At 66.2% G+C, this 20,731-nt stretch carries 15 protein-coding genes; 10 read left to right on the plus strand and 5 right to left on the minus strand.

Annotation, left to right across the window (positions count from 1 at the left end):
- The first annotated feature begins 98 nt into the window (after positions 1–98).
- Both NF551_RS07015 and NF551_RS07020 read left to right on the plus strand, forming a co-directional pair.
- On the plus strand, positions 99–1,376 hold the full coding sequence (locus NF551_RS07015) for a DUF4192 domain-containing protein (protein ID WP_227897083.1): 1,278 nt from the start codon (positions 99–101) through the stop codon (positions 1,374–1,376).
- 334 nt (positions 1,377–1,710) lie between these two features.
- Positions 1,711–2,955 carry an RNA polymerase sigma factor gene (locus NF551_RS07020; protein WP_227897082.1) on the plus strand — a complete coding sequence of 415 codons (1,245 nt, stop codon included), beginning with the start codon at positions 1,711–1,713 and terminating at the stop codon, positions 2,953–2,955.
- 240 nt (positions 2,956–3,195) lie between these two features.
- Here the strand turns inward: NF551_RS07020 and NF551_RS07025 are convergent, their stop codons facing one another.
- Entirely contained in the window at positions 3,196–3,417 is a 222-nt protein-coding gene (locus NF551_RS07025; protein ID WP_227897081.1) for a DUF7455 domain-containing protein, read from the minus strand.
- Positions 3,418–3,693: 276 nt separating this feature from the next.
- Here NF551_RS07025 and NF551_RS07030 point away from each other — a divergent pair, with 276 nt between their 5' ends.
- Positions 3,694–5,829 (plus strand): DNA gyrase/topoisomerase IV subunit B, encoded by a 2,136-nt coding sequence (locus NF551_RS07030; RefSeq protein ID WP_227897078.1) that lies wholly within the window; start codon positions 3,694–3,696, stop codon positions 5,827–5,829.
- Positions 5,830–5,856: 27 nt separating this feature from the next.
- On the opposite strand, the gene NF551_RS07035 is transcribed toward NF551_RS07030, so the two are convergent.
- Complete coding sequence (locus NF551_RS07035) at positions 5,857–6,825, minus strand: M56 family metallopeptidase (protein WP_227897076.1); 969 nt, start codon at positions 6,823–6,825, stop codon at positions 5,857–5,859.
- A gap of 20 nt (positions 6,826–6,845) precedes the next feature.
- Positions 6,846–7,217, minus strand: coding sequence for a BlaI/MecI/CopY family transcriptional regulator (locus tag NF551_RS07040; RefSeq protein ID WP_227897188.1), 372 nt, complete (start codon positions 7,215–7,217; stop codon positions 6,846–6,848).
- 245 nt (positions 7,218–7,462) lie between these two features.
- Between NF551_RS07040 and NF551_RS07045 the strand changes: the two genes are divergently transcribed.
- From NF551_RS07045 to NF551_RS07060, 4 genes are read left to right on the plus strand one after another with little or no spacing between them, the layout of a single operon-like run.
- Positions 7,463–9,070, plus strand: a complete 1,608-nt coding sequence (locus NF551_RS07045; RefSeq protein ID WP_227897075.1) for a cytochrome ubiquinol oxidase subunit I — start codon at positions 7,463–7,465, stop codon at positions 9,068–9,070.
- 15 nt (positions 9,071–9,085) lie between these two features.
- On the plus strand, positions 9,086–10,102 hold the full coding sequence (gene cydB / locus NF551_RS07050) for a cytochrome d ubiquinol oxidase subunit II (RefSeq protein ID WP_227897073.1): 1,017 nt from the start codon (positions 9,086–9,088) through the stop codon (positions 10,100–10,102).
- Positions 10,099–13,488: a thiol reductant ABC exporter subunit CydD gene (cydD, locus tag NF551_RS07055; protein WP_227897072.1), complete on the plus strand. Its 3,390-nt coding sequence runs from the start codon at positions 10,099–10,101 to the stop codon at positions 13,486–13,488. Before cydB ends, cydD begins: the two co-directional genes overlap by 4 nt.
- A 5-nt stretch (positions 13,489–13,493) precedes the next feature.
- Positions 13,494–14,501 (plus strand): GNAT family N-acetyltransferase, encoded by a 1,008-nt coding sequence (locus tag NF551_RS07060; protein ID WP_227897070.1) that lies wholly within the window; start codon positions 13,494–13,496, stop codon positions 14,499–14,501.
- On the opposite strand, the gene NF551_RS07065 is transcribed toward NF551_RS07060, so the two are convergent.
- A complete protein-coding gene (locus tag NF551_RS07065; RefSeq protein WP_227897069.1) occupies positions 14,498–15,166 on the minus strand; it encodes a metal-dependent transcriptional regulator in 669 nt (222 codons plus the stop codon). The two genes, NF551_RS07060 and NF551_RS07065, sit on opposite strands and share 4 nt — an antisense overlap.
- Positions 15,167–15,318: 152 nt before the next feature.
- On the opposite strand from NF551_RS07065, the gene NF551_RS07070 reads away from it, so the two are divergent.
- Genes NF551_RS07070 through NF551_RS07080 form a run of 3 tightly spaced genes read left to right on the plus strand, consistent with a single transcriptional unit; the run spans position 15,319 to position 18,164 of the window.
- Positions 15,319–15,642, plus strand: a complete 324-nt coding sequence (locus NF551_RS07070; RefSeq protein ID WP_227897067.1) for a metal-sensitive transcriptional regulator — start codon at positions 15,319–15,321, stop codon at positions 15,640–15,642.
- A gap of 56 nt (positions 15,643–15,698) precedes the next feature.
- Positions 15,699–15,911 (plus strand): heavy-metal-associated domain-containing protein, encoded by a 213-nt coding sequence (locus tag NF551_RS07075; protein ID WP_227897066.1) that lies wholly within the window; start codon positions 15,699–15,701, stop codon positions 15,909–15,911.
- A 15-nt stretch (positions 15,912–15,926) separates the two neighbouring features.
- Positions 15,927–18,164 (plus strand): heavy metal translocating P-type ATPase, encoded by a 2,238-nt coding sequence (locus tag NF551_RS07080; protein WP_227897065.1) that lies wholly within the window; start codon positions 15,927–15,929, stop codon positions 18,162–18,164.
- A 64-nt stretch (positions 18,165–18,228) separates the two neighbouring features.
- On the opposite strand, the gene NF551_RS07085 is transcribed toward NF551_RS07080, so the two are convergent.
- Positions 18,229–20,715 carry a DNA gyrase/topoisomerase IV subunit A gene (locus tag NF551_RS07085; RefSeq protein WP_227897063.1) on the minus strand — a complete coding sequence of 829 codons (2,487 nt, stop codon included), beginning with the start codon at positions 20,713–20,715 and terminating at the stop codon, positions 18,229–18,231.
- Positions 20,716–20,731 lie beyond the last annotated feature (16 nt).

Below are 20,731 nucleotides of genomic sequence, written 5' to 3' on the forward strand. Positions count from 1 at the left end.
CCCTCCACAGGGGCCGCCGGAGCTGTGGCAGGCACAGGCCCGTCCCCACTCCCGGGGCTGCGCGGGAGCTCCCCTCCGCGTGCAGCAAGAGTACTTCCATGAACGAATTCGCCGAACACCGGCCGTCCCCGAACGGAACCTCGGCCGAGGCCGAAAACGCCGCGCTGAGAGTTGGGTCCCCGGCAGACGTACTTGCGTTTGTGCCGCACTGCCTGGGCTTTGTTCCGCAGGAATCGCTGGTCCTCCTTGCGCTCAGGGGCCGGAGGCTGGGAGCCACGCTGAGGCTCGACCTGCCCAGCACCGGATCAACGGCCGGCATGGAGGTGTCCGCCGGGGCTGCAGGGCATGCATTTGCTGCCGGCTACAGCGCGCGCATCTGCTCGCTTCTTTCCGGGGACGCAGAGGCAGACGGCGTCCTTGTTCTCGTCTACACCGATGCTCCGTGGGAACCGGAGGAAGAAGCGCCGTACGCTGCGCTGATTGCCCGGGTGGGTAAGGATCTCGCCGCCGCCGGGTTGGCTGTGCGTGACGGCTGGCTGGCCGGCAACGGGCACTGGCGCGACTATTTCTGCACCTCGGCCCAGTGCTGTCCGTGGCCGGGCTATCCCCTGGACCAGATCCACGGCAGCACACTGAACGCGGAACTCGTATACCGGGGGAGCGCCTACTCGCCGTCCCTGGAAGCTGCGGTAGGGCTTGCCGGCGCACGTGTGAGGAACCCCGAAACCGTCCGCAGCGAAGAGGCCAGCCGGCTGCGGTTCGCCGGGATATGGACCCGGGCCGCCACCTTCCGCGCAACACTTGCCCAGTGGGAAGACCGGCTCAACGGAACGGGCAGTCCCGCCCGGGACGGACTGCTGCTCGCAAGCCTCGAATCAAAGCCGGTCCGGGACGCCGTCCTGGTCCTGGCTGCCCTGGGACTCCATACGGCGGTTGACGGAGCCCGCCACTGGCTGGCACCGGCCGGACCAGGCCCGGACGGTCCGGCAGATCCGGACGGGCTGAGCTGTCCCCCTGACTGCCCTCCCGCCGGATTCCGGGGCAGTCCGGAAGCGGGGCACGTCTTCCGGTCCGTGCTCATCGGGCGCAGCCGGGCAACTCCTGACTGGGAGCGGCTTGACCGCGCCTACCTGCTGTTCCATTCCCTGCTGGCTGATGCGGCCGGGGAACCTGCTGCGGCCCTGCTGACCCTCTTGGGGTGGCTCGAATGGGCGCGGGGAAGGAGCTCACGCGCAGACGTCTGCCTTTCCGCTGCCCTCAGGACTCACCCGGGGTACCGCCTGGCGCAGTTGCTTCAGGCCCTGCTGGTCCGCGGCGACCTGCCGGTATGGACGCAGTCCCCGAAGACAGCCTGGCGCGGGCCGTCCTCCGGATAGCCGGAAGCGGCACCGGGATCAGCGCGGCCCGCCGGGCCAAAGCCAGCCGGCCCGAGCACGCCGGGCCAAAGCCGGCAGGCCGCTGGTCCTGCGCGTCCGGTGCTGGCCGCGGCGTGAAAACATGCGACAATGGGAACCGAGACCCGGTTGGGTTCGTGTATCAAGTGTCGTTCCGCACTTTCCGTTGACAGCGGAGGGAATAGGAACCGTATGCGGCTTGTTTCGATAAGAAGCACGCCGCGTGCCGACCATTTGGTTTAGCACGGACTTGACAGGGTCATAGTGGTGTTGCCCCGATGGTGGCGCCGCAGCCCGCCGTATTGAAAGGTTTTCTGTGTCCGCGAGAAAGACAACTGCTGTCAAAGAGACTGACACCGTGACTGCCGCCCCCGAAGTTACTGAAGCGGCCGCGGCCGCAGCGACCAAGACGGCCGCTAAACCCGCCCGCAAGCCGGCCACGCGCAAGGCCCCGGCTAAGGCGAAGGCCAAGAAGGCAGCTCCGGCAGAAGAAGCTGAAGTAACCAGCGAAGACTCGGACGCAGAGCCCACTGACGTTGACGTCGAAGTTGTCGAAGCCGATGCTCCGGATGCCGCGCCCACCGGATCCGGATTCGTCTACTCGGACGCCGATGATGATGACGCCCCCGCCCAGCAGGTCGTATCGGCAGGTGCCACCGCCGACCCCGTCAAGGATTACCTGAAGCAGATTGGCAAGGTTGCCCTGCTGAACGCCGAGCAGGAAGTGGATCTGGCCCTGCGCATCGAAGCAGGGCTCTACGCCGAAGAGAAGATCGCGGCCGATCCTGACATGGATCCCAGGCTCAAGCGCGACCTGCAGCAGATCATCCACGACGGCAAGCGGGCCAAAAACCACCTGCTGGAGGCCAACCTCCGCCTGGTGGTGTCCCTGGCCAAGCGCTACACGGGTCGCGGCATGCTCTTCCTGGACCTGATCCAGGAAGGCAACCTGGGCCTGATCCGCGCTGTGGAGAAGTTCGACTACACCAAGGGCTTCAAGTTCTCCACCTACGCGACCTGGTGGATCCGCCAGGCCATCACCCGTGCCATGGCGGACCAGGCACGCACCATCCGTATTCCGGTGCACATGGTCGAAGTCATCAATAAGCTGGCCCGCGTCCAGCGCCAGATGCTTCAGGACCTGGGCCGCGAACCGGCTCCGGAGGAACTGGCACTGGAACTGGATATGACGCCGGAGAAGGTCGTCGAGGTCCAGAAGTACGGCCGCGAACCCATTTCGCTGCACACCCCGCTGGGTGAGGACGGCGACTCGGAGTTCGGCGACCTGATCGAAGACTCCGAAGCCGTGGTCCCCGCCGACGCAGTGAGCTTCACGCTGTTGCAGGAGCAGCTGCACTCGGTTCTGGACACCCTCTCCGAGCGCGAAGCCGGCGTCGTCGCTATGCGGTTCGGCCTCACCGACGGACAGCCCAAGACCCTGGACGAAATCGGCAAGGTCTACGGCGTGACCCGCGAGCGGATCCGCCAGATCGAGTCAAAGACCATGTCCAAGCTGCGCCACCCGTCGCGGTCGCAGGTCCTGCGGGATTACCTGGACTAAGACCCGAGAATCACAGTCTGCAAAAGAAGGAGTGCCCCGCAATGCGGGGCACTCCTTCTTTATGTCCGTCAACCATCCCCATATTTAGCCGCGCGGCGCTGGAATCACCCGTACGCCGGAACAGGGCGGCCGAACGGGCGAAGCCGGCCGGACACAGAACGAGGGCCCTTCCCGGCGGAAAGGCCCTTCCCGGCGGAAAGGGCCCTCGCATAGCGTCTTATGGACAGCTGGTCCGAAAGATTAGTCCTCGGGAGAACCGGCCTTCTGGTGCAGACGTGCACTCTCGTCATGCCACTCAGAGGTCAGGGGGCGGAGATTGGCCTCCACTGCCCGGGCGTGATGAGCGCAGAAAAGCAATTCCCCACCGGAGGTTTCGAGTACGGCGCGGACGTACGCCTGGGCACCGCAGCGGTCACAGCGGTCCAGTGTGTTGAGATGACGGGTAGCAACTGCTGCTGTCATGAGTGCCTCCTAAGGGGTGTTGATATCCCATATAACCACCTTTGTGCTGCGGACCTTTCCAACTGGGCGTGTCTTTCGCTCTGCGCGTACCAATGAGGTGGGACTCCCCGGAACACCGTGGAGCTGATGGAGGAGGAACGGTACGGCTGAGTCGCTGCCCGGTCCGCGGGTGTGCGGGCATTAACCTATTAAGAGGCCGGTTTCTCGCCGGCTGCCCGGCCGTAAGGCCGGCCAACGCAAAACAGGCCTTTCCCCGGCCCTAGGAGTTCAGCAAACGTGGTCCCCCTGGATACTGAGTACAACGCCCGCCATCTCTCCGTGCTGGAGGGACTCGAGGCGGTCCGCAAGCGTCCCGGCATGTACATCGGCTCCACCGACTCCCGTGGCTTGATGCACTGCCTGTGGGAGATCATCGACAACTCAGTCGACGAAGCTCTCGCCGGATACGGCCAGAGCATCCGGATCATCCTGCACGCAGACAACTCCGTGGAGATCCATGACGACGGGCGCGGCATTCCGGTCGACATCGAACCCAAGACCGGGCTCTCCGGCGTGGAAGTTGTCTTCACCAAGCTGCATGCAGGCGGAAAGTTCGGCGGCGGTTCCTATGCAGCCTCGGGCGGGCTGCACGGCGTTGGCGCCTCTGTCGTCAACGCCCTTTCTTCACGCCTGGACGTCCAGGTGGACCGCGCTGGCAAGACCTACCAAATGACCTTCCGGCGCGGTGAACCTGGAACCTTCGCCGACACGGGTTCCAAGCCCTCGCCCGACGCGAAGTTCACTCCGTTCCTGGAAAGCTCAAAGCTTGAGGTGGTGGGCAAGGCCAAGCGCGGTGTGACAGGAACCAGGATCCGCTACTGGGCCGACCGGCAGATCTTCACGCCGGACGCCAAGTTCTCTTACACCGAGCTGGAGGCCCGCGCCCGGCAGACGTCTTTCCTGGTGCCCGGGCTGAGGATCACCCTGCGGGATGAACGCCGCCTTCCCGGAACGCCCGGCGAGGACGGCCCGGTTGAAGAGGTTTTCCACCACGACGGCGGCATCTCCGAGTTCGTGGAGTTCCTCGCTGCTGATGCTCCGGTCACTGACATCTGGCGGCTGCACGGTTCCGGGAAGTTCAAGGAGTCGGTCCCGGTCCTGGACGAACGCGGACACAGCCAGATTGCCGAGGTGGAGCGCGAGTGCGAAGTGGACATCGCCCTGCGCTGGGGAATCGGCTACGAGACCACCACCCGCAGCTTCGTGAACATCATCGCTACGCCCAAGGGCGGAACACACCAGGCCGGCTTCGAGCAGGCGCTGCTGAAGACTTTCCGCAAGGTCATCGAGGCCAACGCCCGCAAGCTCAAGGCCGGCAACGACAAAATCGAGAAGGACGACGTCTTCGCCGGCCTGACCGCCGTGCTCACGGTGCGCCTGGCCGAGCCCCAGTTCGAGGGCCAGACCAAGGAAATCCTCGGCACGTCCGCTGTGCGCGCCATCGTTGCCAAGGTCGTCGAGAAGGAAATCTCTGCCCGGCTGAATTCCACCGCCCGCGGTGACAAGGCGCAGACCGCGCTGCTGCTGGAAAAGGTCGTCTCCGAGATGAAGTCGCGTATCTCCGCGCGGGTGCACAAGGAGACCCAGCGCCGGAAGAACGCACTCGAGACATCTTCGATGCCCGTGAAGCTGGCCGACTGCCGCATCGACGATGCCGAGCGTTCCGAACTGTTTATTGTGGAGGGCGATTCCGCCCTTGGCACGGCCAAGATGGCCAGGTCCTCGGATTACCAGGCGCTGTTGCCCATCCGCGGCAAGATCCTGAACGTGCAGAAGGCCTCAGTGTCGGACATGCTCTCCAACGCCGAGTGCGCTGCGCTGATCCAGGTGGTCGGAGCAGGGTCCGGACGCAGCTTCCAGCTGGAGGCCGCCCGCTACGGCAAGGTCATTTTCATGACTGATGCCGACGTCGACGGCGCCCACATCCGAACCCTGCTGCTCACCTTGTTTTTCCGCTACATGCGTCCCCTGGTGGAAGCCGGGCGCGTTTATGCGGCTGTTCCCCCGCTGCATCGTGTTGAGGTCATTAACCATGGCTCCAAAGCCAACGAGATGGTCTACACATACAGCGAGAAGGAGCTGCACCAGCTGCTGGCCCGGCTGGAGAAGGAAGGCAAGCGCTACAAGGAGCCCATCCAGCGCTACAAGGGCTTGGGCGAGATGGATGCCGACCAGCTGGCGGAGACCACCATGGATCCCCGGCACCGCACGCTGCGCCGGATCCGGCTCAGTGAGGCTGCGGAAGCAGACCGCACCATGGACCACGTCGACGAAGCCACGTTCGAGCTGCTGATGGGCAGTGACGTAGCGCCCCGGAAGGACTTCATCATTGCCGGTGCCGCGATGCTGGACCGGGACCGGATCGACGCCTAGCCCCGGGGCCTGCCCCGCAGCTGCTGCCTAGCGGATCAGGCCGGGCGCGAAGAGGAGCACTGTGGGCACTGCCAGCAGCAGCACTGCGCTGGCCTGGATCACTGCCCGGATCCAGCGGGGGAGCGGCGGCTGCGGAGTCAGCAGCCGGGAAAGCCGTCCGGCAATGACGTCCTCCTGGCCGTCCACCCCGCCGGTCACTGCCGCGGTACCGGTGGGGCCGGGCAGGCTGGCAGCAGTTTCCGCCCCTGCCCCCGAGCCGACGATCGCGACGGCGCGGACCAGGGTCTGGCGGTCCACCTTCTTCAGCGCCTCGTCGTCGGCCAGCATTTCGATTAGTTCGTTCACCGACTGCTGGGCGAGCTGTGACGTGGGAAGCCAGGGGAGAGCCGCACGCCAGGCAGCGAAGGCCCACAGGAGCAGATGGTGGTGCTGGCTGAGGTGGGCCTTCTCATGCGTCATCACTGCGGTGAGTTCAGCTTCGGACAGGATGTCCATCAGGCCGTCAGAAAGCACGGTAACGGACTGGCCTCCGCCCGGGAGGCAGTAGGCGACCGGTGAAGGATAGGGGATGACGAGGGTGGCCGGAGCGTCGAGCGACGGCGAACTGAGCAGGTTCAGCATGTCCCGGTGCCGGCGGCGGCCGCTGAGGATCCGGTAATAGGTCAGCAGCAGGGTGAAGACCAGGTGGACGGTGAGCAGGATGGCCGCGCTGATCGCGAAGACGTGGACCAGGCCGAGGGTTTCTGCAGGGCGTCTCTGGATGAGGATGTCCCAGAGCGACCGAAGCCCCTGGGCCAGGTTTTCCCCGATGGGCTCAAGGCCCCAGGCCAGCATCGCGCCGATCATGGAAAGCCCGCCGGCGAGTGCGATGGCCTGCCACAGCACCATCGCTGAAAACGGCGACCGTGAAGGCCATTTGGCACGGGAAAGGATCACGGGCACGGGCCAGGCCAGGATGATGGCCAGCGCAGCCAGGAAATAGGACGCCCAGAACATGTGGAGCGCCGGTCCGCGGACTAGGCGCCTTCCAGCAGCCTGCGCAGGGTCTGTGCCTCCGTCGCGGAGACGGAGCCGACGAATCGTGCCAGGACGGCTTCGCGGTCATTGGCTGAACCGAGGACCTCGTGCATCAGTTCGGCCGTGTGTTCGGCGCGGGTAGTTACCGCCCGGTAGCGATGCGGGCGGATGTCACGCTCCCGGGCGACCAGCGCCTTCTTCTCCAGGCGCGAGAGGACGGTCAGCACGGTGGTTACCGCGAGCCCCTTCGCCTGGGCGCGTCCTGCGTCGTTCTGGGCCAACCGCTCGCGCAGTTCATTGGCGGTCAGGGCTTCGCTGGATTCCCAGAGGAGATCCATCATCGCCCGCTCAAGTTCTCCGAGAGTCGCCATGTCAGTCTTCTTTCGTTCTTCGGTCCAGGGCCGGGGGATCACTCCGGGCAGGTCGTCCTGCGGGGCCAAACCAAGGATGGCCACGCGACGGAGCTTAACAGTACCGGTTTTTCGGCTCTGTCTCTACGACTTGTAGAAAAAAGATTCTACGAGCTGTAGAAAAGTCCTCCCGCGTTGTTCTACGATCAGTAGAAGAAGGGGGTTCTACGTTCTGTAGAACATGTCGCAACTGAAGGATTGTTTTCGTGGAAGCATTGGACATTGCCCGCTGGCAATTCGGGATTACAACGGTTTACCACTTCCTGATGGTTCCACTCACGATCGGCCTGGGGCTCGTAGTTGCTGCCCTGCAGACCGCCTGGGTGCGTACCGGAAAGGAAGAGTATCTTCGGCTCACCAAGTTCTGGGGCAAGCTGTTCCTGATCAACTTCATCATGGGTGTAGCCACAGGCTTGGTCCAGGAGTTCCAGTTCGGTATGGCGTGGAGCGAATACAGCCGCTTCGTCGGGGACGTGTTCGGTGCTCCGCTGGCGCTGGAGTCCCTGCTGGCCTTCTTCACCGAGTCCGTTTTCCTGGGACTCTGGATCTTCGGCTGGAAACGGCTTCCGCAGAAGCTGCACCTTGCCACCATCTGGCTGGCCACCGGTGCTTCTGCCCTGTCTGCCTACTTCATCCTGGCCGCTAATTCCTGGATGCAGCACCCCGTCGGCGTTGAGATGGTCGACGGACGTGCCGTCATGACGGATATCTGGGCCATCCTGACCAACAACACCCTGCTGGTTGCCTTCCCGCACACCATTACCGGTGCGTTCGCAGTCGCCGGCGGCTTCCTGCTGGGTATCTCCTGGTACCAGCTGTGGAAGCGGCGCCGCGACGGAATCGACACCGTGGATGCGGACGGCCGTGTGGTGGTGGGGGAGAATGCGGCCATTGGCCGTGACAGGACCGACCATGCGGTCTGGATCAAGGCACTGCGCATCGGCGCCGCCGTCGCCGTCGTCGCTTTTGCCGGCACAGCCATCACCGGCGACCTGCAGGGCAAGCTGATGTTCGAACAGCAGCCGATGAAGATGGCGGCTGCCGAGGCTGCCTGCCACAACGGCACCGCGTTCTCCGTGCTCTCCGTAGGTGACGTGGGTGCCAAGGACTGCGAAGACGTCCAGACCCTGATCGAGGTCCCCGGCGTGCTGTCCTTCCTGGCCAACGGCGACTTCAACACTCCTGTCGAAGGCGTGAACACGCTGATCCCGGAATACCAGGAGAAGTACGGCACGCACCTGCCCGACGACCCGATGTACGGCGAACAGGCCGGACAGGAAATCGACTACCTCCCCGTGATGTCAGTGACCTACTGGGGCTTCCGGATCATGATCGGTTTCGGCGGCGTCGCTGCCATTGCGGCCGCAGTTGCACTGTGGGTCACCCGCAAGGGCACCGTCCCGGAGTCCAAGTGGCTCATGCGGCTTGCGGTCTTCGGGATCCTCGCTCCGTTCGGCGCCAACAGCGCCGGCTGGATCTTCACGGAAATGGGCCGCCAGCCCTTCGTCGTCGTGCCTAACCCGAGCTTCACCGGCATAGACAACGTGTTCATGTTTACCGCGGCGGCCGTGTCGCCGGGGGTCAGCATGGCGGAACTGCTGTTCTCCGTCATCTCGTTCACGGTGATCTACCTGGCCCTGCTCGTGGTTGAAGTGCGGCTGCTGTTCAAGTACGTACGCGGCGGCGTTCCGTCTGCGATGCCCGAACTGCTCCACGCGTCGGATTCAGACGACGGTGACGGCGACGGCACTCCGGGCACACCCGGCACGCCCGGTGGACGGAAGTCCGACGACGTCCTCGATTTCGCCTACTAGCGCCGGAGACCCAAAATGACGCTTGCAACTTTCTGGTTCATCGTTATCGCCTTCCTGTGGGTCGGATACCTCTTCCTGGAGGGATTCGACCTCGGCGTGGGCATGCTCATGAAGCTCTTTGCCCGCAGTGAACGCGACCGCCGCGTGCTGCTCAATACCATCGGACCGGTGTGGGACGGCAATGAGGTCTGGCTGATCACTGCCGGCGCCATGACCTTCGCAGCATTCCCCATGTGGTACGCCTCGCTGTTCTCGGCGCTCTATATCCCGCTGACGCTGGTCCTCCTGGGTCTGATCTTCCGGGCAGTGTCCATCGAGTACAGGGGCAAGCACGACTCCGATTCCTGGCGGAACCGCTGGGACTGGGCCATGGCCCTGGGCTCCTTCGTGAGCGCCTTCGGTGTGGGGGCCGCCCTGGCCCTGACTTCCACCGGCCTGCCGCTGAATGAGAACGGCGACCGTGTGGGCGGTGCCTTTGCCTGGTTGACGCCATGGGCAGTGCTGGGCGGCCTCGCTGTGGTCGGCTTCGCCCTGGTGCATGCATGCGCCTTCCTGACGCTGAAGACCGACGGCGAGATCCGGGCCCGTGCCCGTCGTGCCCTGGTCCGCTGGCTGCCCGTGGGGATCCTGCCGCTGGCAGCCTGGGCTGTCGGCGTACAGTTCCTCAGCGGGGACCTGATGTCCCTGATCCCGCTCGCCGTGGCGGTAGTCGCCGTTGCCGTTGCCTGGCTGATGGCGTCCCGCGGCAAGGAAGCCCTGGCCTTCGGCTCCCTGGCAGTGTTCCTGCTTTTCGGCGCGGTATCCATATTCGCAGCCATGTACCCCGTGGTGCTCCCGTCCACGCTGGACGCAGCTTGGAACCTGACGGTGGAGAACGCCTCCTCCGGGCCGTACACCCTGAAGGTGATCACCTGGGTTTCCGTCTTTGGCCTTCCCATCGTCCTCCTCTACCAGGGCTGGACCTACTGGGTGTTCCGCAAGCGCATTAGCGCAGACTCCATCCCTCCGGTTCATAGGATCACGGCCCAGTGAAACCGGTTCTTCCTGTCAGCGCCACCAGCCGCCGGGCCCTGTACCTGCTCGGCCTGCTGGCGGCGCTGAAGGCCGTCGGTCTGGTGCTGCTGGCCACCGGCATCGCCGCGGGCATTGCCGGACTGGCCGCGGGCGGCCCGGACTGGGGTTACGTCGCGGCCACCGGTCTTGCCGGTGCGCTGCTGCGGTCCCTGGCGATGTGGGCGCAGGAAACCGTCGCCCAGCGGGCCGCCGCCGGGGTCAAGGATGAGCTGCGCGCCCAGCTGGCCGACCGGGTGCTCGAGGAGGGCGGGAGTGTTCCCGGCATGGGATCGGGCGCGCTCAGCGTGCTTTTGACCCGCGGGCTGGACGGACTGGACAACTACTATGCCAAGTACCTGCCGGCCCTGGTGACCTGTGCCGTGCTGCCCCTGCTCGTTGGCATCCGGATCCTCGCTGCTGACTGGGTCAGTGCAGTCGTCATCGTCCTGACGGTGCCGCTGGTTCCGGTGTTCATGATCCTGATCGGCCTGCATACCGGGGACAAGACAGCCAAGGCCATCGACGCGCTCAACCGGCTCTCGGACAACATGCTGGAGCTGGCCAAGGGCCTGCCCGTGCTCGTGGGTCTGGGCCGGGCCAGGGCCCAGACCCGCGCCCTGCGCGACGTTGCCGACCGCTACCGGACCACCACGCTGGAAACCCTGCGCGTGGCCTTCCTTTCCTCCCTGGCGCTGGAACTGATCGCGACGATCTCCGTGGCCGTAGTGGCCGTGTTCATCGGTGTCCGCCTGGTCCACGGCGACATGAGCCTGGAAATGGGACTGCTGGCCCTGCTCCTGGCGCCCGAGTGCTACCAGCCCCTGCGCGACCTTGGTACGGCCCACCACTCCAGCGAGGACGGACTCGAGGCGCTGAAGCGGACGAACGCGGTCCTTGACGCACCCGTTTCCACGCCGCTTGTCCCGGCCGACGGCGCCGCCGGCGCCGTGGCAGTCCACGGGCTCACCGTCCGCTACCCGGGACGTCCCGGTGCCGTCATCGATGGGCTCAGTTTCATTGTCCCCGTGGGCAGCATCGCCGCGCTCACCGGCCCCAGCGGATCCGGCAAGACCAGTGTCCTGGAAATCCTTGCCGGGCTGCGCCGCGACGGGGCCGGAGCAACCATCGCAGGGACGGTCCAGGGGGTGGACCGTGCTTCGGTGGCCTGGATTCCGCAGCACCCGGTTCTCATGGAAGAGACCGTGCGGGAGGAAATCGGGCTGTACTCCGGACTCAGCGACGGGAGCGGGCAGCGGCGTGCCGCAGCGCGGGCACTGGCAGAGGTCGATGCCGCCCATCTGCTGGAGAAAACGACGGCGGAACTGAGCCCGGGCGAACAGCGCCGCGTCGCGGTCGCCCGGGCGGTCGCCCGGGTCCAGAACGTACCCGGCGTCCGTGTCCTGCTGGCGGATGAGCCGACCGCGCACCTCGATAACCACAGTGCCGCAGCCGTCCGTGCCGCCCTCTCCAGGCTCCGGCTTCAGTGCACCGTCCTGCTGGTGGCCCATGACCCCGAAACGGCAGCCATTGCCGACGTCGTCATCCCGGTCTCCGGCGCGGCCCCGTCGGAAGGACTGCAGCCCCTTGGCTCCTGGGCAGACGCTGTGGACACCCCCTTGGACGAACCCCTGGAAAGTACAGCGAACGCCGAAGAACGGCACGGTCCGGCCGTCCGGCAGCCGCTGTGGAGAAACCTGCTGGTGCTGAGGCCGTGGAGCCCGCAGTTCCTGAAGGCCCTGGCCTACGGCACCGGAGCCACCATCTTCGCCGTGGCGCTCAGCGCGCTCTCGGGCTGGCTGATCGTCCGTGCCTCCGAGCAGCCGCCGATCCTTTACCTGCTGATGGCAATCGTCGGTGTGCGGTTCTTCGGCATCGGACGTGCCGTCCTGCGCTACCGCGACCGGCTCCACCTTCATGACGCGGTTTTCCGCGCCACGAATTCCATCCGGATCCGTCTCTGGAACGGGCTGCTGAACCGGCCCGAAGGCTGGCGGAGGCTGGCACGCGGCGGCGGAGCGCTCGAACGGCTGGTGGGCGACGTCGACGAATTGCGGGACATCGCTCCCCGGGTCGTCTTCGCCCCGGTGACGGCTTTCATGACCGCCGTGGCAGCATGCGTTGCCACCTGGCTCCTGATTCCGGAAGCGATCCTGGTGCAGATCGGACTCTGCGTCGTCGGGCTCGTCGGCGCCCCGCTGCTCGCGCTGTGGGCTGATTCCACCGCCCGGGGACGGACTGTTGCCCTGCAGTCGCGGGCTATGGCCGCGATGGCCAAACTGCTGACGGCAGCCAGGGACCTGGAAGCGAACAGCAGCTCCGGCCCGGTCCTCTCCCGGCAGCGTGCACTGGATTCCGCCGCGGCCCAAGCTGCCCGGCGCAGCGCCTGGGCACAGGGACTGGCCAACGCCGTGACGGCACTGGCCTGCGCCGGGTCCGCGCTGTGGATCCTGAGCCTGGCACAGGGCGTCCCGGTAACGGCGGCGTCGTTGATCGTGCTCATGCAGCTCGCCCTGCTGGAGTGCTTCGCAGCCGTGAACGGCTCGATCCAGCAGTTCCAGGCCTGGCGCATCCTGGGCGACAAGGTGCTCCCCGACCTTGGTTCCAGCTCCGTTGCTCCGGCGGATGATCACGGGTCCAGCGCCCTGCAGAGGCCGGCCGCCGCAGGAACTGTTCCTGTCCCCGGCCATGCGGGTCCAGGCGCGATCGACCTCATCGGGATCCGTTACCGCTATCCGGGAGCCTCTGCCGATGTGCTGGACGGTGTTGACCTGCACCTTGAGACGGGCCGCTGGCTGGCCGTCACCGGACCGTCCGGAAGCGGAAAGTCCACGCTGCTGGGTGTGCTCCTGGGCTTCCTCAGGCCTCAGGACGGCATCTTCCTGAAGGACGGGCAGCCCGCCGAAAACATGGACAGGGAAGAGCGGGGCATGGCCTGGTGCCCGCAGGAAGCGCATCTCTTCAACTCCACCGTCCGGGGCAACCTGCTCCTGGCACGCGACCGCGAACATGCTCCGTCCACGGACGAAATGCTCGACGTCCTCACGGCTGTCGGCCTTGAAGACCTGATTGCAGAACTTCAGGACGGCATTGACACCAGGATCGGCAATGGCGGCCATTTCCTCTCGGGCGGCCAGCGGCAGCGGCTCGCCGTGGCCCGCGCCCTGCTCACCGAGGCGGACATTGTGCTCCTGGACGAACCTACTGCCCACTTGGATCCGCCAGCAGGACGCCGCCTCATGGCGGACCTCAGGAAGGGCCTGGCCGGTAAGTCGGTGGTGGTGGTGACCCATAATCCGGCGGACGCGGCCTGGTGCGACGATGAACTGGTGCTGGGTGCGGAGGATCGGAGTCTTGCCCTACGCTAGGGGCCATGACTTTTCCCGACGGCCTGCAGCTGCCCGGAAACGAGACGGGGTTGTCCTGGCGGTCCATCACGCCGGCCGACCTTGATGACTGGTATGCACTGACCCGGCGGATCGTGGCAGAAGACAAACCGGGCTGGGCCGAAGAGCGTGCCGACCTGGAACATGTCCTGTCCCGGTCCAGTGACGATCCGGCGCGGGACACCATCGTGGGCCTGGACCCGGACGGCGTGCCCAGGGCCTTCGGCGGCGTAAGCGTCAACCCGGATTCCGTGCGGGTGTCGGGGTTCGGCGGCGTGGACCCGCAGTGGCGGCGGCGCGGAATCGGCACCGCCGTCTTCCGGTGGCAGGAGGCACGGGCGAAGCAGCGCGTCCAGGACCGCCGGGGCGGCCAGCCCGTGCTTCGAAGCTACGCAGAAGCAAACAACCCCTCCGCCGTCGCCCTTCTGGAATCAGCGGGAGCTCGGATCGTGCGGTATTTCACGGAGATGACCCGCCCGCTGGCCGGTGAGCTTCCCGAGGTGCCGCTGCCGGAAGGACTCTCCTTCGTGACCTTCTCCGAGGAGCTGTCAGAACGCTTCCGGCTGGCCCACAATGAAGCTTTCCAGGACCACTGGGGCAGCGAGCCGAGGGACCAGGAGAGCTGGACGTTCACGGTCAGCCATCCGCAGTTCCGGGCCGACTGGAGCTTCGCCGTGGTGGAGGAGTCTTCCGGCGGCATAGCCGCCTACCAGCTCGCGAGCTTCGATCCCGAATCCAAGGAGATCCTCGGCTACACCGAGGGGTACACGGAGCTGCTGGGCGTGCTGCGCGGCTGGCGCGGCATGCGGATCGCCCCGGCGATGCTGTCTGAGGCCATGCGCCGGTTCCGGGACTCAGGCATGGAGAACGCCGGACTTGGGGTGGATACGGAAAACCCCTCCGGAGCCCTGAAGATCTATGAACAGCTCGGCTACAGGCCGGTGAGCCGCCAGGTTGTGTTCGACAAGCCGCTGGCTGCCGGTTCCGCTGCCTAGGCCGGAACCACCCAGATGGCTTCAGCAGCGGGCAGTCCGAGCTCCACCCGGCCGCCGCTGCGCTCAAGCGTCAGGGTGCCCGCATAGGTTTGCCGTTCGACGATGCTCAGTTCGGCGTCGAGGCCCAGCCCCATGCCGCTCAGGTAGCGCAGCAGGTCCGGGCTGGTGTCCGACACCCTGGCAATACGCAGGGGCCTGCCGGGCTCGCTCTGGCTGAGCCGCGCAGCGTCCAGCGGCGGCAGGCTGCCGTCACGGTCGGGAATCGGATCACCGTGGGGGTCGCGGACCGGGTGGCCGAGGCGGACCGCCAGCGCCTCCACCATCTTGTCCGAGACAGCGTGCTCCAGGTTCTCTGCTTCGTCGTGGACCTCATCCCAGCCGTAGCCGAGGTATTCGACAAGGAAGGTCTCGATCAGCCGGTGACGGCGGACCATGGTTACCGCAGCCTGCTCACCCTCCGGCGTCAAGGCCACTGAGCCGTAACGTGCGTGCGTCAGGAAACCCTGGGCAGCCAGCTTCTTCACTGCCTCTGACACTGAGGAAGGAGAGAACCCAAGATGGGCGGAGAGGGCAGAGACCGTTACCGGTTTGTCCGTCCATTCCTGGGCTGTCCAGATGACTTTCAGATAGTCCTCTGCAGCGCTGGTCAGTGCTTTGTTTTCCACGCGTACCACCTTACGCCAGGGGTGGCTTGAGCCATTCAGGCCGGAGCCCCGTCCTTGCCGCCTGGTCCAAGGAGTTTTCACGTGCACCGGGAATATACCGGAGGGGGGTATATGTTGTGGACGTAGAAGGGGTCGAAAGGAAGGCGGAGGCCATGGAGGCAGCAGTGGAGCACGCGGCTGAACCCCGCGGGTACGCGGGGGACAAGGAAGCCTATCTGCGGCGGCTGAAGCGGATCGAAGGCCAGGTGCGGGGGATTGCCCGCATGGTGGACGAGGACCAGTACTGCATCGATGTCCTGACCCAGGTATCGGCGGTCACCAAGGCACTGCACGCCGTCAGCCTCGGCCTCGTTCAGGACCACATATCGCACTGCGTTGTCTCGGCTGCACGGGAAGCCGATGCAGCGGGGGATCCGCGCATTGTGGACGCAAAAGTGCAGGAAGCAACCGACGCCATTGGGCGCCTCATCCGCTAAAGGCTGCGGCGGACCTAACAGGCAACAGATATGGGCAACGTCCCGGAAGGACCACCATGAACACGGAACTGAACATCTCGGGGATGACCTGCGGGCACTGCGTAGCATCCGTTACTGAAGAACTCACCGCGATCGGCGGGGTGGAGGACGTCAAAGTCGACCTGCAGCCGGAAGGGATTTCCACCGCAGTCATCACCTCCACCGAACCCATCGCCCCCGAGATCCTGAGCGAAGCAGTGGCTGAAGCCGGCTACACAGTCGTCGGCTAGGCAGAGAGGACACCCATGGCAACCCGAGAACGGCAGCACGTCGGCGCAGAACGCGAGGTGTCGCTGGATATCCAGGGGATGACGTGCGCTTCCTGCGTCAACCGCGTGGAGCGCAAGCTGGGGAAGATCGACGGCGTCACCGCCAGCGTTAACCTCCCGCTGCACTCGGCCCACGTGCGGGTGCCTGCCGGGGTGAGCGATAAGGACCTCCTGGACACCGTCGCGGCCGCCGGCTATTCCGCAACCGTGGCCGTGCCCGAAGGCGCGGACCATGAAGACCATATGGCGCACGGCGGAACTGCTGCGCAGCTGCGTCCGCGGCTCATAACTGCCGCTGCACTCACCGTTCCGGTGCTCCTGGTCTCCATGGTCCCGGCGTTCCAGTTCCCCAACTGGGGCTGGGTCGTTGCCGCCCTGGCCTTGCCGGTCGTTCTGTGGTCGGCGTGGCCGTTCCACCGTGCGGCCGCCGTCAACGCGCGCCATCTGGCCTCCACGATGGATACGCTGGTTTCCCTTGGCGTCAGCGCTGCGTACCTGTTCTCGCTCGGCGAGCTCATCGCAGACCCTGCGCTGACGGCCGATCCGGGGATGGCGGAGGGCGGGAACCTCTACTTCGAAGTCGCCGCCGTCGTCACCACGTTCCTGCTGCTGGGCCGGTTCCTGGAAGCGCGCGCCAAGAGCAGTGCCGCTGACGCCCTGACCTCCCTGCTGAGCCTCGGAGCCAAGGATGCCGTGGTGCTGCGCGGCGGACGCGAGGAACGTATTGCCGCCGGCGAGCTCGTTCCGGGAGACGTTTTCGTGGTCCGGCCGGGTGAAAAAGTAGCCACGGACGGAATCATCGTGGACGGTGAATCCGCGATCGATGCGGCCCTGATCACCGGCGAATCCCTCCCGGTGGAAGTGCATCCGGGAGACCCCGTCACCGGAGCGACCGTCAACACGTCGGGACGGCTCCTGGTTCGGGCCACCCGGGTCGGCAGCGAAACCACCCTGGCCCAGATGGGCCGGCTGGTCAGTGCCGCTCAATCCGGCAAGGCACCCATTGCGCGGCTGGCCGACAGGATCAGCTCGGTCTTCGTGCCGGTGGTGCTTGGCATCGCCGTCGTAACGTTCCTGCTGTGGCTGGTGCTAACCGGGGACCTCCAAAGCGCATTCGTCTCGGCCGTGGCCGTCCTGGTCATCGCCTGCCCGTGTGCCCTGGGACTGGCGACCCCTGTCGGGCTCCTGACGGGTACCGGCAGGGGAGCGCAGCTGGGCATCCTGATCAAGGGCCCGCAGGTCCTTGAAGACACTCGAACCGTGGATACGATCCTGCTGGACAAGACCGGAACGGTGACCACCGGGAAACTCTCGGTGGCACGGACTGTGCCGCTGTCCGGCGCCGGTGCCCCCGGCAACTCCGACGCGCTGCTCCGCCTGGCCGGCTCGGTGGAAAACGCCGGAGAACATCCGATTGCCCGCGCTATTGCCGCGGCCGCGGAAGCGGGCCCCAGGCTTGCCCCGGTGACCGGCTTCGTCTCCTCGCCCGGAGGCGGCGTCCGCGGAACGGTCGACGGACACCTCGTGATCGCCGGACGCCCCGGCTGGCTGGAGGAGAACGGCGTGCCGGTTGAGGCCGCGGCGCTGGAACTGCTGGAGACCGAACAGATTTCCGGGGCCACTGCGGTGCTGGTGGCGGTTGACGGCACTGCCGCCGGAGTGATCAGCCTGCAGGACACTATCAAGGAAGGTTCCGCTGCCGCCGTCGCGCGCCTGGCTGCACTGGGGCTGCGCCCCGTGCTGCTGACCGGGGATAACGCCGTCGTCGCGGCGACCGTGGCACGGGAGGTGGGAATCCGCCCCGAAGACGTGCTCGCGGACGTCCGTCCGGAGGGCAAGGTGGAAGCGGTCCGCCGCTTCCAGTCACAGGGCGCCACCGTAGCCATGGCCGGTGACGGCGTGAACGACGCCGCGGCGCTGGCCCAGGCCGACCTCGGCATCGCCATGGGATCGGGCACCGATGCAGCGATGGCTGCCGCCGACCTGACAGTGATGGGCAGTTCCCTCGGCCAGGTAGCCACCGCGATCGAACTCTCGCGCCGGACCCTGCGCACCATCAAGGTCAATCTGTTCTGGGCGTTCTTCTACAACGCCGTCGGGATCCCGGTGGCGGCCTTCGGGCTGCTGAACCCCATGATTGCCGGTGCGGCCATGGCCGCCAGCTCGGTCCTGGTAGTCGCGAACTCCCTGCGGCTGCGCAGCTTCGCCGGATAGCAGCAGCCACAGACGAACGGCCGGGCCTGGAGATTCCAGGTCCGGCCGTTCGCGTTGCGGCTGCTTAGCTGAAGCTGGGTCCGATATGCTCCACCGGGCTGGCCAGCGGTACGCCGGAACCGTCGCGCCGTCCGTGTTCGGTGGGCAGGGCCCGGGCGGTGCCGTTGGCTGCTGCCGCCTTGGCAGGACCATGCCCGGCCCAGGCCACCACCAGGGCGTCTTCGCCCTTGAGGAAACGGTGCGCGCGGACGCCTGCAGTTGCACGGCCCTTCGCGGGATACTCGGCGAAATCGGTCACCTTCACGGAGCCGCCGGGGGTGCCCGGCAGGGTCTCGGTGCCGGAGGCCACGGTCACCACGACGGCGGCGGGATCCCCGGCGGAGACGACGCCGAAGAAGATGGCTTCATCCCCGTCGCTGATCTTCATGCCGGCAACACCGCCGGCGGTCCGTCCCTGCGGACGCACGGCCGAAGCGCTGAAGCGCAGCAGCTGGGCGCCCTTGGTGGCAAAGACCAGTTCGTCGTCGTCGTTCGCTGCGACGGCGGCGCCGATAACCTCGTCTCCGGGCTTGAGCGTGATGGCTTCCCAGTCATCGCGGTTCAGCGGGTAGTCGGGGTTGAGGCGTTTGGCGGTTCCCTTCCGGGTACCGAGTGCCAGCACCGCGTTGAGGGGCACCAGCCCAATAAGCTTCTCGCCCTTGGCCAGAGTCATGAACTCCTTGGCCGGAACACCGCCGGCCATATTCGGCAGGCCGGCGGTAGGCGGCAGGGCCGGCATATCCATCACCTGGACGCGGATCATCCGGCCGGAGGATGTCACCGCTCCGATTTCGCCGCGGGCCGTGGTGGCCACGACGGAACGGAAGACGTCGTGGCGGGATCGCTGCCCGCCTTCGGCCAGGGGTTCCTGGTTGGACGTGCGGGCCAGCTGGCCGGAGGCCGAAAGGATGACCCAGCAGGGTTCGTCCGCGATCTGCAGCGGCAGGACGGCCTTGGCGCCCTTGCCGGACTTCGCCGCCAGGGCATCAGATGCCACGGGGCCAACGGCCTCGGACTCCAGCAGGACCGTCCGCCGGGGCGTAGCGTACTTGGCGGCCACTTCGCCGAGCTCGTCCGAGACCAGTTCACGCAGGCGTTCCTCGGAATCCAGGATGGCCTGGAGTTCCTCGATCGCCGCGCGCAGCTCCTCCTGCTCCTTCTCCAGCTCCAGCCGGGAGTACTTGGTCAGCTGGCGCAGGCGCAGCTCGAGGATGTGGTTGGCCTGGATCTCGGTCAAATCGTAGATGGACATGAGGCGGGTGCGCGCCTCCGCCGTCTCCTCGGAGGACCGGATGACCTGGATGACCTCGTCAATGTCGACGATGGCGATCAGCAGGCCTTCGACCAGGTGCAGGCGGTCCTTCTTGCGGCCCAGCCGGTAAGCCGTGCGGCGGCGGACGACGCCGAGCCGGTGGGACACGTAGACCTGGAGCAGTTCCACCAGGCCAAGGGTGCGGGGCTGCCCGTCCACGAGCGAAACGTTGTTGATGCCGAAGGAATCCTCCATCGGCGTGTAGCGGTAGAGCTGGGCCAGCACGGCCTTGGGGTTGAAGCCGTTCTTCAGCTCGATGACCAGGCGCAGGCCGTGCATGCGGTCCGTGAGGTCCACAACGTCGGAGATGCCCTGGAGCTTCTTGGAGGTGACCGCGTCCTTGATTTTCTCGATGACCTTTTCGGCACCAACCATGTACGGCAGTTCCGTGACCACCAGCCCGGTACGGCGGGCAGTGAGCTGTTCGATTTCCACCTTGGCGCGGGTCTTGAAGGAGCCGCGTCCGGTCGCGTATGCGTCGCGGATGCCGTCCAGGCCCACGATCCGTCCGCCGGACGGCAAATCCGGTCCCGGCACGAAGCGCATGATGTCCTCGAGGGTTGCCTCGGGGTGCCGGATCAGGTGCTGGGCGGCTGCGATGACCTCGCCCAGGTTGTGCGGAGCCATGTTGGTGGCCATGCCCACGGCGATGCCGCTGGCGCCGTTGACCAGCAGGTTCGGGAACGCGGCGGGAAGGACCTCCGGCTGGGTGAGCTGGTTGTCATAGTTCGGGACGAAGTCCACGACGTCTTCGTCGAGGTGGTCCGTCAGGGTCAGGGCAGCTGCCGCGAGGCGGGCCTCGGTGTAGCGCGAGGCGGCAGGACCGTCATCGAGGGAGCCGAAGTTTCCGTGTCCGTCGATCAGCGGCAGGCGCAGGGCCCAGTCCTGCGCCATGCGCACCATGGCGTCGTAGATCGCAGAGTCACCGTGCGGGTGCAGCTTGCCCATGACCTCGCCGACCACGCGGGCGCTCTTCACATGCCCCCGGTCCGGGCGCAGCCCCATCTCAGCCATCATGTAGAGAATCCGCCGCTGGACCGGCTTCAGCCCGTCGCGGGCGTCGGGCAGGGCACGGGAATAGATCACCGAGTACGCGTACTCGAGGAACGATCCCTCCATCTCGGTGGTGACATCAATGTCGATGATGTTCTCGGCGATGGGTTCACCGGGACTGGGTACGGAGGCGGTGCGCCGGGCCATGGGGTTCTTGCGTCCT

Origin of the sequence: Arthrobacter caoxuetaonis (genome assembly GCF_023921125.1) — a bacterium.
Taxonomy (GTDB): Bacteria; Actinomycetota; Actinomycetes; order Actinomycetales; family Micrococcaceae; genus Arthrobacter_B; species Arthrobacter_B caoxuetaonis.